11 protein-coding genes are annotated in these 12706 nt (G+C 71.8%); 4 read left to right on the top strand and 7 right to left on the bottom strand.

Features of this window, described 5'->3' with window-relative positions; translation table 11 throughout:
• Positions 1–174 precede the first annotated feature (174 nt).
• On the bottom strand, positions 175–1260 hold the full coding sequence (locus ACIQM4_RS15490; RefSeq protein ID WP_401591337.1) for a glycosyltransferase family 2 protein: 1086 nt from the start codon (positions 1258–1260) through the stop codon (positions 175–177).
• 244 nt (positions 1261–1504) lie between these two features.
• Between ACIQM4_RS15490 and ACIQM4_RS15485 the strand changes: the two genes are divergently transcribed.
• Positions 1505–2875 (top strand): LCP family protein, encoded by a 1371-nt coding sequence (locus ACIQM4_RS15485; protein WP_401591455.1) that lies wholly within the window; start codon positions 1505–1507, stop codon positions 2873–2875.
• Positions 2876–2889: 14 nt separating this feature from the next.
• Here the strand turns inward: ACIQM4_RS15485 and ACIQM4_RS15480 are convergent, their stop codons facing one another.
• The gene (locus ACIQM4_RS15480; protein WP_401591335.1) at positions 2890–3438 is read right to left on the bottom strand and encodes an acyl-CoA thioesterase; all 549 of its coding nucleotides are present in this window, start codon (positions 3436–3438) and stop codon (positions 2890–2892) included.
• A 106-nt stretch (positions 3439–3544) separates the two neighbouring features.
• Between ACIQM4_RS15480 and ACIQM4_RS15475 the strand changes: the two genes are divergently transcribed.
• Together ACIQM4_RS15475 and ACIQM4_RS15470 are read left to right on the top strand one after the other, a co-directional pair.
• Positions 3545–4867, top strand: a complete 1323-nt coding sequence (locus ACIQM4_RS15475; RefSeq protein WP_401591332.1) for an LCP family protein — start codon at positions 3545–3547, stop codon at positions 4865–4867.
• 650 nt (positions 4868–5517) lie between these two features.
• Positions 5518–6549 (top strand): dipeptidase, encoded by a 1032-nt coding sequence (locus ACIQM4_RS15470; protein ID WP_401591330.1) that lies wholly within the window; start codon positions 5518–5520, stop codon positions 6547–6549.
• A gap of 6 nt (positions 6550–6555) precedes the next feature.
• Here ACIQM4_RS15470 and ACIQM4_RS15465 read toward each other — a convergent pair whose 3' ends face one another.
• Entirely contained in the window at positions 6556–6954 is a 399-nt protein-coding gene (locus ACIQM4_RS15465) for an SdpI family protein (RefSeq protein ID WP_401591328.1), read from the bottom strand.
• A gap of 19 nt (positions 6955–6973) precedes the next feature.
• On the bottom strand, positions 6974–8311 hold the full coding sequence (locus ACIQM4_RS15460) for a UDP-glucose dehydrogenase family protein (RefSeq protein WP_401591326.1): 1338 nt from the start codon (positions 8309–8311) through the stop codon (positions 6974–6976).
• A 212-nt stretch (positions 8312–8523) separates the two neighbouring features.
• Between ACIQM4_RS15460 and ACIQM4_RS15455 the strand changes: the two genes are divergently transcribed.
• Positions 8524–9699 carry an acyl-CoA dehydrogenase gene (locus tag ACIQM4_RS15455; protein WP_401591323.1) on the top strand — a complete coding sequence of 392 codons (1176 nt, stop codon included), beginning with the start codon at positions 8524–8526 and terminating at the stop codon, positions 9697–9699.
• A gap of 61 nt (positions 9700–9760) precedes the next feature.
• Here the strand turns inward: ACIQM4_RS15455 and ACIQM4_RS15450 are convergent, their stop codons facing one another.
• From ACIQM4_RS15450 to ACIQM4_RS15440, 3 genes are read right to left on the bottom strand one after another with little or no spacing between them, the layout of a single operon-like run.
• Positions 9761–10945: a dipeptidase gene (locus tag ACIQM4_RS15450; RefSeq protein WP_401591321.1), complete on the bottom strand. Its 1185-nt coding sequence runs from the start codon at positions 10943–10945 to the stop codon at positions 9761–9763.
• 9 nt (positions 10946–10954) lie between these two features.
• Entirely contained in the window at positions 10955–11488 is a 534-nt protein-coding gene (gene purE / locus ACIQM4_RS15445; protein ID WP_401591318.1) for a 5-(carboxyamino)imidazole ribonucleotide mutase, read from the bottom strand.
• The gene (locus ACIQM4_RS15440; RefSeq protein WP_401591453.1) at positions 11485–12603 is read right to left on the bottom strand and encodes a 5-(carboxyamino)imidazole ribonucleotide synthase; all 1119 of its coding nucleotides are present in this window, start codon (positions 12601–12603) and stop codon (positions 11485–11487) included. The genes purE and ACIQM4_RS15440 overlap by 4 nt, the downstream gene beginning before the upstream one ends.
• Positions 12604–12706: the final 103 nt, after the last annotated feature.

Raw genomic sequence — 12706 nt, 5'->3', positions numbered from 1 at the left:
GGGGGGGGGTCCTGGCCAACGCCGGGGGGGGGTTGATGGGCGGTCCCGGCGCGTTCGGGTTGCACGGGGGCGGGGTGCGCCGGGGGGGGCCCCAGGGGGGGGGGGGGCCGGGCCCGCGCGCCCGGGCCCCCCCCTCTCCTTGGCCGGACCGCTCGACGGCTGTCCGTGGGCGGACTACTGAACGGCGGCGTCCTGCGCGTCCTGCGCGCCCTGCGCGTCCTGCGCGTCCTGCGCGCCCTGCGCGTCCTGCACGGCCGGCCTGCGGCTCGCGATGACCTTCCTGGCGAGGGCCTTCGGCGAGGTCAGGAAGCCGTAGCCCCAGGACATGTGCATGGTGGCGAGGGCGAGGGGGATCTGCGCGCGGGCCTTCAGGGACAGGCCCTTGCCGGCCGGCAGCGAGCCCGCGGTGATCGCGGCCAGATAGCCGGCCGGGACGACGAAGCCCCACGGGGTGACGGCCACGCCGACGATTGCACCCGCGGCGATCGCGCACACCGCGGCCGGCGGAGCGAGGTAGCGGAGGTTGATCGAGCCGGAGTGGTAGCGGGCGACGACGTGCCGCCAGCGGCCGTAGTCCTTGTACTGCTTGGCGAGCGCCTTGACCGAGGGCCGCGGCCGGTACTGGACCTTCAGCTCGGGCGAGAACCAGATCAGTCCGCCGGCCTCGCGGATCCGGAAGTTCAGCTCCCAGTCCTGGGCCCTGATGAACTCCTCGTTGTAGCCGCCCTGCCGCTCAAGGGCCTCCCGGCGGAAGACGCCGAGGAAGACGGTCTCGGCCTGCTGGGCCTCGCCACCGGTGTGGAAGGCCGCATTGCCGACGCCGATCTTCGAGGTCATCGCGGCGGCGACGGCCTCTTCCCAGGGGGTCTCGCCCTCGGCGTTCATGATGCCGCCGACGTTCATCGCACCGGTCTCCGCCAGGAGGCGCACCGCCGTGGCGATGTAATTGGCGGAGAGCATGCCGTGACCGTCGACACGCACGACGATCGGGTGCCGGGACGCCTTGATGGCGGCGTTCAGGGCGGCGGGGGTCCGGCCCGTCGGGTTGGGGACGGTGTGCACCCGGGGGTCCTCGCGCACGAGCTCGGCGGCGATCTCGTCGGTGCGGTCCGTGGAGGGGCCGAGCGCGATGACCACCTCCATCTCGCCGTCGTACTCCTGCTCCAGGATGTGGCGGACCGAGCTGCGCAGGTGCCGTTCCTCGTTGAGGACCGGCATGATCACGGAGACCGCCGGGGCGGCGGAGGCGTAGGCGTTCACAGCACGTCACGTTACCGCGAACGGGGGACAGCCTCGCGCGGCGGCCGCGGTGCTGCACCGGTCCGCAGATCGTATCGGCATACGGTGCACCAGGTCCCCGTCCTGTGCCCCACCGGAGGTGTCCCCCGTGCCCGTACCCTCCCGTCGACGACCGGCTCCGCGCCGGACCCCGCACCAGGGCCGCCGGCGGCAGCCACTCGCACGCGAGCGCCGCAGGAAGCAGGACGAGCGGCCGCACTGGGGGATGCGGGCGGCGACCACCCTGTCCGTCCTGGTCCTGGCGGCGGGCGGTATCGGGCACGCGATGGTGACCAGCATGAACACGCAGATCGCCCGGGTCGACCCGTTCAAGGACATGAAGAACCGGCCCGAGGCGGAGTCCGGGCGCGGCATGAACGTCCTGGTCGTCGGCACCGACGGCCGCGACAGGATCTCCGAGGAGGAGAAGGAGAAGTACCGCCTGGGTGGCGCTCCCTGTCACTGCACGGACACGGTCATGCTGGTGCACGTCTCCGAGGCCCGGGACCGCGCCAGCATCGTCAGCCTCCCCCGCGACAGCTACGCGCAGCTGCCGGAGCACACCGACGAGACGACCGGCAAGCACCACAAGCCGCACCCGGTCAAGCTCAACGCCGCGTACGCGGAGGGCGGGCCCGGGCTGACCACCCGCACCGTCGAGCACATGACGGGCGTGAAGATCGACCACTACCTGGAGGTCGACTTCACCAGTTTCATGAAGACGGTCGACGTGCTGGGCGGCGTCGACATCTGCACCGCCGACACCCTGAAAGACAGTTACACCGGCCTGGACCTGGCCCCCGGAACGCACCGGCTCGGCGGCGGCCAGGCCCTTCAGTACGTACGCTCCCGGCACATCGACGGAGCGTCCGACCTGGGCCGGATGCAGCGCCAGCAGCGCTTCCTGGCGGCGTTCATCGCGCGGGCGACGGCGAGCGGGGCGCTGCTGAACCCGGTGAAGTTCCGTGAGGTGGCCGGCACGCTGCTCGGCTCGGTGCGCGCGGACAGCGGCTTCGGCACGGCGGAGATGCTGGCGCTGGGACAGGCGATGCGGGGCTTCAGCCCGGCGTCGTCCGAGTTCACCTCGGTGCCGCTCGGCGAGATGGGCTTCAAGGTCAAGGGCATCGGGTCGACGCTCAAGTGGGACCGGGCCAAGTCGCAGAAGCTGTTCCGGACCCTGCGCGAGGACCGGCCGCTGGCGGTACAGCGGCCGAACAGGCCGAAGGGGAAGACGGTGGGCGTCGCCCCGCAGCAGATCAGGGTGCAGGTCGACAACGGAACGCGCAGGGCCGGCCTGGGCAAGCGCGTGGACGCGGAGCTGCGCGCCACCGGGTTCCGTACCACCGGCGTCCCGGGCAACGGTGTGCGCCGCGACCTGCCGAGGACGCTCGTGACGTACGACCCGCGCTGGGACCGCTCCGCGCAGTCCCTGGCAGCGGCCCTGCCCGGCTGCGAGCTGACGGCGGTCAAGGGCCAGGGCAGCACGCTGCGGGTGACGGCGGGCGCGGACTTCCGGGCGGTGACGCCGGTACGGGCGGAGGATGCGTACCAGGGAGAATTCGGGGTGGCTACGGGGGACCGGGTGGTGTGCCCGTAACGGGTCCGGGGCTCTCAGTCGTCGAGTCCTTCGGCCGCCCGCCGGTCCCGCAGTTCCTTGATCGCGCGGCGTCGGGCGAGCCGGTGCGTGCGCCGGATCTGGGCCTCCTGGTGCCGCCGCCGGTCGCGCTCCGTCTCCGGGATCACCGGCGGTACGGAACGGGTCTTGCCGTCCGCGTCGACGGCGGCGAAGACGAGGTAGGCGGAGCCGACCTGCTGGGCGGGGGTCGACTCGTTCCACCGCTCGGCCAGCACCCGTACGCCGATCTCCATGGAGGAGCGGCCGGTCCAGTTGCACTGCGCCTTCACATGGACGAGGTCACCGACCTGCACCGGCTCCAGGAACACCATCTCGTCCATCGACGCCGTGACAGCGGGCCCGCCGGAGTGCCGTCCGGCGACCGCGCCCGCCGCGTCGTCCACCAACTTCATGATCACGCCGCCGTGCACCGTACCGAGAAGATTCGTTTCCGCGGCGGTCATGATGTGGCTGAGCGTGGTGCGGGAAGCGGAGGTGGGCTTGCCCGGAATGGGGTCTTCCGGGGTGCGGGCCTGATCTGTCATACGCTCCACCTTATGCCGGTGCCCATTGCATCAGCTTGGCAACAGCCCTGCCCCGATTTCCCACCCGCCCTGTGAGCCTGCCGCCCCCTGCCCGCACACTGAGGTCATGAGCGACTGGCCCAGTGCACGAGACGACGACCGGGGCGACCGGTACGGCCGCGGCAGCGCGGGAGCGCAGCCCGAAGGCCCCCAGGTGATGCGCCATGTGCAGCGCGGCCAGGCCCCCCGGCCTGCGAACCGGCGCCGCGACGCACCGCCGCGGCCCGGCGTTCCGCCGCAGCAGTCCCCGGGCCACGACGGGTACGGCTCGTACGACGGAAGTCAGGTGCCGAGCCAGGGCGGCGGCCGGGGCGACGGCTACAACACCGGCCAGGTCTACGGCGGCGGCCGTGGCGGCGGCCAGGGCGGCCCCGGCGGGCCGACCGGCCCCCGCGGCCCGCGCCCCGCACCGAACTGGGGACGCCGGATCAAGATCGGCGCGATCACCGTCGTCTCGGTCCTCGTCGTCACGTCGGTCGGCACCTACTTCTGGGCCGACTCCAAGGTGCGCCGCGAGGTCGACCTCTCCAAGGTCATCGACCGCCCCGAGGAGGGCGACTGCACGACCTACCTGGTGGTCGGCTCCGACAGCCGCGAGGGCATGACCGCCGAACAGAAGAAGCAGCTGCACACCGGCTCCGCCGAGGGCAAGCGCACCGACTCGATGATGATCCTGGCGGCGTGCGGCAGCGGGAACACGATGGTCTCGCTGCCCCGTGACTCGGACGTGGAGATCCCGACCTTCGTCGGTTCGGAGTCCGGAAAGCGCCGCGAAGGCCAGGGCCGCAGAGTGAAGTTGAATGCCGCCTACGCGGAGGACGGTCCCCAGCTCCTGGTGCGTACCGTCGAGCACAACACCGGCCTGCGCATCGACCACTACGCGGAGATCGGTTTCGCGGGCTTCGCCAACATCGTGGACGCGCTGGGCGGCGTCGAGCTGGACATCCCCAAGGCGTTCAAGGACAAGAAGTCCGGCGCGGACTTCCAGGCGGGCAAGCAGACCCTCAACGGATCGCAGGCGCTGGCCTTCGTCCGTACCAGGTACGCCTTCGCCGGCTCGGACCTGGACCGCACCAAGAACCAGCAGAAGTTCCTGTCAGCACTGGCGAGCCAGGCGGCGACGCCGGGCACGATCCTCAACCCGTTCTCGCTGTACCCGACGCTGGGCGCGGGTCTGGACACCCTGGTCGTCGACAAGGACATGGGGCTGTTCGACCTGGCCGAGATGTTCTTCGCGATGAAGGGCATCAGCGGCGGCGAGGGCAAGTCGATGAACATGCCGATCTCGGGGAGCCGCGGCGGCAACCTGGTCTGGGACAAGTCGAAGGTCGACGAGCTGGTCAAGCAGATCAAGAACGACGAGAAGGTCACGGTCAGCTCGGACCGCTGAGGGAGCGGACGGGGCGGGAAGGGGACGGGGTCGCGGGGCCGCAGCCCCTCTCCCCGCGGTACGCGCACCTTCACCCCGCGGTACGCGCACCGCGGTACGCGCACCTTCACCCCGCGGTACGCGCACCTTCCGCGCGCGCCGCCCCCGCCCCCGTACCCCCGAACGCCACACCCGCCGCGAACCCCCGGCGCTCCCGTGCCACGGTGGCCGTACTGCCGTCGCAGAACCGGAGCCCCGTCATGGCACTGCAGGAGGACGACCCTCGGACCGCCCCCGCGACGGGCCGACTCGATACGGAGCCGCCCGCGCCGGAGCCACTCGACGACGGCCACGCGGGCCACGACGGCACGCCGTCGGCGGATGCCCCGACGGTCACTCCCGCGCCGGACGCCCTGGCGGCCAACCCGGCGGCGGACACCCCGACGGCCAACCCGGCGGCGGACACCCCAGCGGTCAACCCAGCGGCGGACACCCCAGCGGTCAACCCAGCGGCGGACACCCCAGCGTCAGTCCCTCCCGTGCCGACCACCCCTCCCTCGCACCGGACCGTGCCGAGCACACCTCCCTCGGACCGGACCGCGCCCACCACCCCTGCCTCGGCCGCGCCCTCGTCGACCACCCCTCCCGCAGCCCGGCCTGCGTTCCCTCCCGTGCCGACCGAGCCTCCGTCGGTCGCCCCCGCGGAGGACACCCTCCCGAGGGCCCGTGCGCTGCTCGCCGAACACCCCGTCGCGGACGGTTACAACGAGCTGGCGCGGGCGCTGCGCTCCGCGCCGTGGTCGGACATAGAGCTCGGCGAGAGCACCCTGGACACCGACATCCCGCGGCTGCGTGCCGGCGGTGTCGGCGCGCAGTTCTGGTCCCTGCACACCACCGAGGGCAGCTGCGCGGTGGTCGCCAGCCTGGAGCAGATCGACCACGTCCGCGCGATGGTCGCCGGCTATCCGCAGGCCCTGCGCCTCGCGCTGAGCTCGGGCGAGGTGGGCCACGCCCGCGCCTGCGGCCGCATCGCCTCGCTGCTCGGTCCCGCCGACGCCGCCGCGATCGGCGACTCCCTGGGCACACTGCGGGCCCTGTACGCGCTCGGTGTCCGCAGCCTCACCCTCACCGGTGCGGGCTGGGCGCCGCCCACCGGTCTGACCCGCTTCGGCCAGGAGGTCGTACGCGAGATGAACCGCCTCGGTCTGCTCGCCGACCTCAGCGGAGCACCGGCCGAGACGATGCGCGCGGTCCTGACCGTCTCCCGGGCCCCGGTGATCCTCAGCCGTTCCGGCGCGCTCGCCCGCACCGGTCATCCGGGCAACGCCCCCGACGACGTACTGGCCGCGCTGCGGGAGAACGGCGGACTGTGCATGGTGCCGTTCGCCGCGGACCGCACGGGCCCCGAGCTGGGCGACGTCGCCGACCACCTGGACCACGTCCGCGCCTTGGCCGGCCCCGGCTGCGTCGGCCTGTCGGGTTCGTACGACACCGGCGACGACCACCAGGGCGCGCTGCGGGACACGGCCGGTTACCCGTACCTGATCGCCGAACTCCTGGACCGCGGCTGGCCCGAGGCCGAGCTGGCCCGGCTCACCTGGGGCAACCTCCAACGGGTGCTGCGCGACGTGGAACTCACCGCCCGCTCGGCACAGCAGCGCCGCAGCCCTTCGACAGCGCGCCGGGAGGACCTGGACTGTTAGGTCCCGCTAGGTCGTCCCGCCCGTCGCGTCGGGGAGGCCCGGGAGGCCCGGGGGCGGCAGTGCCCGTGTCGCCCGCCGCACCCCGAGGGCGAGCAGCACCAGCAGCAGGGCGAGCGAGCCCAGCGCCACGCCGACGAGGACGGCCGGGTGCCCGATGAAGGGCATCGCCACGGCTGCGGCCAGCGGCACGGCCCCGGCCGCGTAGAGCCAGGGCGCGGCCGTGCGGTGCACGCTCCGCCACGCCTCGTCGCTCGCCGTGGAGCGTGCGGTGCGGATACCGACGAGAGCGTTACGGCGCAGCAACCCCGTGGCGCCGATCCGGCCGACGACGACCAGGCCGAGCCCGGTCAGGCCGAGCAGGACGGCGATGACGAGGGCCGCGCCCGGGGGGACCGTGTCCGGCACCCCGGACACCTGGAGCACCTCAGGCCTTCGGGCGGCCCATGGCACGGAAGGTCCAGCCGGCCTCGCGCCACTTCGCCGGGTCCAGGGCGTTGCGGCCGTCCAGGATCAGCCGGTGCGCGACGGCCCCGCCCAGCTCCGCCGGGTCCAGCTCGCGGAACTCGCGCCACTCGGTGAGGTGCAGGACGACATCGGCGCCGCGCACCGCGTCCAGCGCGGAGTCGGCGTAGCCGAGGGTGGGGAAGACCCGGCGGGCGTTGTCCATGCCCTTGGGGTCGTACACGGTGACCTGACCGCCCTGGAGGTGGATCTGTCCGGCGACGTTCAGCGCGGGTGAGTCCCGTACGTCGTCCGAGTCGGGCTTGAAGGTGGCGCCGAGCACGGCGACCCGCTTGCCCAGGAAGCCGACGTCGCCCAGCGCCTCCCTGGCCAGTTCGACCATGTGCCCGCGGCGCCGCATGTTGATCGAGTCGACCTCGCGCAGGAAGGTGAGGGCCTGGTCGGCGCCCAGCTCGCCGGCGCGCGCCATGAACGCGCGGATGTCCTTGGGCAGGCAGCCGCCGCCGAAGCCGATCCCGGCCCGCAGGAACTTCTTCCCGATGCGCTCGTCGTGGCCGATCGCCTCGGCCAGCTTCGCCACGTCACCGTCGGCGGCCTCGCAGACCTCGGCCATGGCGTTGATGAACGAGATCTTCGTGGCGAGGAAGGAGTTCGCGGCGGTCTTCACCAGCTCCGCGGTGGGGAAGTCCGTGACGACGAAGGGCGAGCCCTCGGCGAGCGGCGTCGCGTACACCTCGCGCAGGATCTTCTCGGCGCGCTCGCTCTCCACACCGGCGACGATCCGGTCCGGGTGCAGGGTGTCCTGCACGGCGAAGCCCTCGCGCAGGAACTCCGGGTTCCAGGCCAGCTCGACACCCTCGGGCGCCTCGTCGGCGAGCAGCTGCTTCAGCCGCGCGGCCGACCCGACGGGCACGGTGGACTTGCCGACGACCAGCGCGTCGCTCTTCAGGTGCGGGGCGAGGGAGGCGAAGGCACTGTTCACGTAGCTCATGTCGCAGGCGTACTCGCCGTGCTTCTGCGGGGTGTTCACGCAGACGAAGTGGACGTCCCCGAACTGCCCGGCCTCCTGGAAGTCCATGGAGAAGCGCAGCCGCCCGGTGGACCCCGGCAGCCCCTCCACGTGCTTGTGCAGGAGTTCCTCAAGCCCCGGCTCGTACATCGGAACGCGCCCGGCCGACAGCATCTCGATCTTCTCGGGCACGACGTCGAGCCCGAGCACCTCGAACCCGAGCTCCGCCATGGCCGCGGCGTGTGTGGCGCCGAGGTAGCCGGTGCCGATCACGGTGATCCTGAGGGCCATGCGGTGCTCCTAGCGGTACGGGCGGGACAACGCGCCCGAGCATATCCGGGACCCGTTGGGGGGAGCCTCGGTGCGGGGTCGGGAACCTGTCGGCAAACTCACGTATCCAGGACGGTCCGCACCACCTAAAATCAGGGTTACTTAACGGTAGTTAGCATCCCGGCCGACACCGGCCGGCACTGCACAGTCAGCACCTTGGGGAGTGAGAAACCTTGGCAGGTTCGCCCGATTTCGACCTGTACCGGACGTCCGAAGAGCACGACATGCTCCGCGACACGGTGCGCGCGCTCGCCGAGGCGAAGATCGCCCCGCACGCGGCCGACGTCGACGAGAACGCCCGCTTCCCCCGTGAGGCGCTGGACGCACTCGTCGCATCCGACCTGCACGCGGTGCACGTCCCGGAGGAGTTCGGCGGTGCGGGCGCCGACGCGCTCGCCACGGTCATCGTGATCGAGGAGGTGGCCCGCGTCTGCGCGTCCTCCTCGCTCATCCCCGCCGTCAACAAGCTGGGCTCGCTGCCGGTCATCCTCTCCGGCTCCGAGGACCTGAAGAAGAAGTACCTCGCCCCCCTGGCCAAGGGCGACGCGATGTTCTCGTACTGCCTCTCCGAGCCGGAGGCGGGCTCGGACGCCGCGGGCATGAAGACGCGCGCGGTCCGCGACGGCGACTTCTGGGTGCTCAACGGCGTGAAGCGCTGGATCACCAACGCGGGCGAGTCCGAGTACTACACGGTCATGGCCGTCACCGACCCGGAGAAGCGCTCCAAGGGCATCTCGGCCTTCGTCGTGGAGAAGTCCGACGAGGGCGTCTCCTTCGGCGCACCGGAGAAGAAGCTCGGCATCAAGGGCTCGCCGACCCGTGAGGTCTACCTCGACAACGTCCGCATCCCGGCCGACCGCATGATCGGCGAGGAGGGCACGGGCTTCGCCACCGCGATGAAGACCCTGGACCACACCCGCGTCACCATCGCGGCCCAGGCCGTCGGCATCGCCCAGGGCGCCCTGGACCACGCCAAGGGCTACGTCCAGGAGCGCAAGCAGTTCGGCAAGCCGATCGGCGACTTCCAGGGCGTGCAGTTCATGCTGGCCGACATGGCGATGAAGCTGGAGGCGGCCCGCCAGCTCACCTACTCGGCCGCCGCCAGGTCCGAACGCGTCTCGGCCGGCGCCGACAAGGAGGACCTGACCTTCTTCGGCGCCGCCGCCAAGTGCTACGCGTCGGACGCCGCCATGGAGATCACCCTGGACGCGATCCAGCTGCTCGGCGGCTACGGCTACACGCGGGACTACCCGGTGGAGCGGATGATGCGGGACGCCAAGATCACACAAATCTACGAAGGAACCAATCAGGTTCAGCGCATCGTGATGGCACGGAACTTGCCGAAGTAGTCACGAGATGTGCAGAAGGGGGCGTCCGGCCGGACGCCCCCTTCTGCTTGCCCCCGGCCCCTCAGCCGTCCAGCTGCTCCAGCGTCGCGTTCGACGGGGTGCGGCGGGGCTGGATGTCGCGGGCGACGGATTCGGCGTCGCGCAGGACGCGGACCGCGTTCTGCCAGGTGAGTTTGGCGAGGTCGGTGGTGGACCAGTTGCGGGAGAGCAGTTCGGCGATCAGGTTCGGGTAGCCGGAGACGTCTTCGAGGCCGGCCGGGGTGAACGCCGTGCCGTCGTAGTCGCCGCCGATGCCGATGTGGTCGACGCCCGCCACCTCGCGCATGTGGTCCAGATGGTCGGCGACGGTGGCGGCGGTGGCCATCGGGCGGGGGTGCGCGGCCTCGAAGGCGCGCTGGACCTTCATGCCCTCGGCCGTGGTGTCCAGGTGGTGGAGGCCGTGGGCGCGCATGTTCTCGTCCGCGCGGGCCGTCCAGGAGACGGCTTCGGGGAGGATGAACTTGGGGACGAACGTGGCCATCGCGACGCCGCCGTTGGCCGGGAGCGCGGCCAGGACGTCGTCCGGGATGTTGCGCGGGTGGTCGCAGACCGCGCGGGCCGAGGAGTGGGAGAAGATCACCGGCGCCTCGGTCGTCTCCAGGGCCGCGCGCATCGTCGTCGCGGCGACGTGCGAGAGGTCGACGAGCATGCCGACGCGGTTCATCTCGCGCACGACCTCACGGCCGAAGGCGGAGAGGCCGCCGACGCCCGGGGAGTCGGTGGCGCTGTCGGCCCACGCGATGTTGTCGTTGTGGGTGAGCGTCATGTAGCGCACGCCGAGGGTGTGCAGCGCACGCAGGGTGGCGAGGGAGTTGTTGATGGAGTGGCCGCCCTCGGCGCCCATCAGGGAGGCGATGCGGCCGTCCCGGCGGGCCGTCTCCATGTCGTCCGCGGTCAGCGTGCGGACCAGGTCGTCCGGGTAGCGGCTCAGCAGCTGGGCGACGACGTCGATCTGTTCGAGGGTGGCGCTCACCGCGCTGTCGCCGGTGAGGTCGGTGCGCACGTACACCGACCAGAACTGGGCGCCGACCCGGCCCGCGCGCATCCGGGCCAGGTCCGTGTGCAGGTGGGCGCGCTGGTCGGCGCCGATGTCCAGGCGGTCCAGGTCGTAGCGGACGTGCTCGCGCAGCGCCCAGGGAAGGTCGTTGTGGCCGTCGACGACGGGGAAGTCGGCGAGGAGTGCGTGGGCCGCGGTCAGGTCGCTCATGGCTGTTCCCTACTTCCCGAAGCCGAAGGAGTCCTGGCCGCTCATCGCCTTCGCGCGCAGCCGTTTGCCCTTCTCGCTCGCCTGGTCGTTCAGCTCCTGCTGGAAGTCGCGCATCCGGGCCTGGAGGGCGGGGTCGTGGGCCGCGAGGATGCGGGCCGCGAGGAGGCCCGCGTTGCGGGCGCCGCCGATCGAGACCGTGGCGACGGGGACTCCGGCCGGCATCTGCACGATGGAGAGCAGGGAGTCCATGCCGTCGAGGTACTTCAGGGGCACGGGGACGCCGATGACCGGGAGCGGGGTGACGGAGGCGAGCATGCCGGGCAGGTGGGCCGCGCCGCCCGCGCCCGCGATGATCGCCTTGAGACCGCGGCCTGCCGCTTCCTCCCCGTACGCGATCATCTCGTGCGGCATCCGGTGTGCGGAGACGACGTCGACCTCGTAGGGGATCTCGAACTCGGCGAGGGCGGTGGCGGCGGCCTCCATGACGGGCCAGTCGGAGTCCGAGCCCATGACGATGCCGACGAGGGGGGCGGGAGCAGTCATTCGGTGATCGTTCCTCGGAGGTAGCCGGCGGCGTGACGGGCGCGGTCCAGCACGTCGTCGAGGTCGTCGCCGTAGGTGTTGACGTGGCCGATCTTGCGGCCCGGCCGCACGTCCTTGCCGTACATGTGGATCTTCGCCTGCGGGTCGCGGGCCATGACGTGCAGGTACGGCTTGTACATGTCGGGGTAGTCACCGCCCAGCACGTTGCACATGACCGTCCAGCGCGCCCTCGGGCGGGGGTCGCCCAGCGGCAGGTCGAGGACGGCGCGGACGTGGTTGGCGAACTGCGAGGTGATCGCGCCGTCCTGGGTCCAGTGGCCGGAGTTGTGCGGGCGCATGGCCAGCTCGTTGACCAGGATGCGGCCGTCGTGGGTCTCGAACAGTTCGACGGCGAGGTGCCCGACGACGTCCAGCTCGACGGCGATGCGGATGGCGAGCTGCTGGGCCGCACCGGAGAGGGCCTCGGAGAGGCCGGGGGCGGGCGCGATCACCGTGTCGCACACGCCGTCGACCTGCTGCGACTCGACGACGGGGTACGCGACGGCCTGCCCGTGCGGGGAGCGCACGATGTTGGCGGCCAGCTCGCGTACGAAGTCGACCTTTTCCTCCGCGAGGACGGGGACCCCGGCCTGGAGGGGCTCGTGCGCGTCCGCCTCGCTCCGTACGAACCACACGCCCTTGCCGTCGTACCCGCCGCGCACCGTCTTCAGGATGACGGGGTAGCCCTCACCCTCCTGGGCGAACGCCGTCACGTCGGCCGGGCCGGAGACGATCCGGTGCCGGGGGCAGGGGGCGCCGATCTCCGTCAGCTTCGCGCGCATCACCCCCTTGTCGTGGGCGTGCACCAGCGCGCCGGGCCCGGGGCGGACGGGGATGCCGTCCGCCTCCAGGGCCCGCAGGTGTTCGGTCGGCACATGCTCGTGATCGAAAGTGATCACGTCACAGCCGCGCGCGAACGCCCGGAGGGTGTCCAGGTCGCGATAGTCGCCGACGACGACCTCGCTCACCACCTGGGCTGCCGAGTCCTGCGGGGTGTCGCTGAGGAGCTTGAACTTGATGCCGAGGGGGATGCCCGCCTCGTGGGTCATTCGGGCGAGTTGACCGCCACCGACCATGCCGACTACCGGGAACGTCACTCTTCCAGGGTATCCGTAGGCATCCACCACCCGGGACGGGTGGTCGTTCGTACGAACGCACAAGGGCCGGCCCGGCCGCCCC

The sequence above is a fragment of the Streptomyces sp. NPDC091272 genome, from assembly GCF_044757485.1.
Taxonomy (GTDB): domain Bacteria; phylum Actinomycetota; class Actinomycetes; order Streptomycetales; family Streptomycetaceae; genus Streptomyces.
The sequence above is the reverse complement of the archived record's forward strand: the minus strand, read 5'-3'. Positions and strand labels throughout refer to the sequence as shown.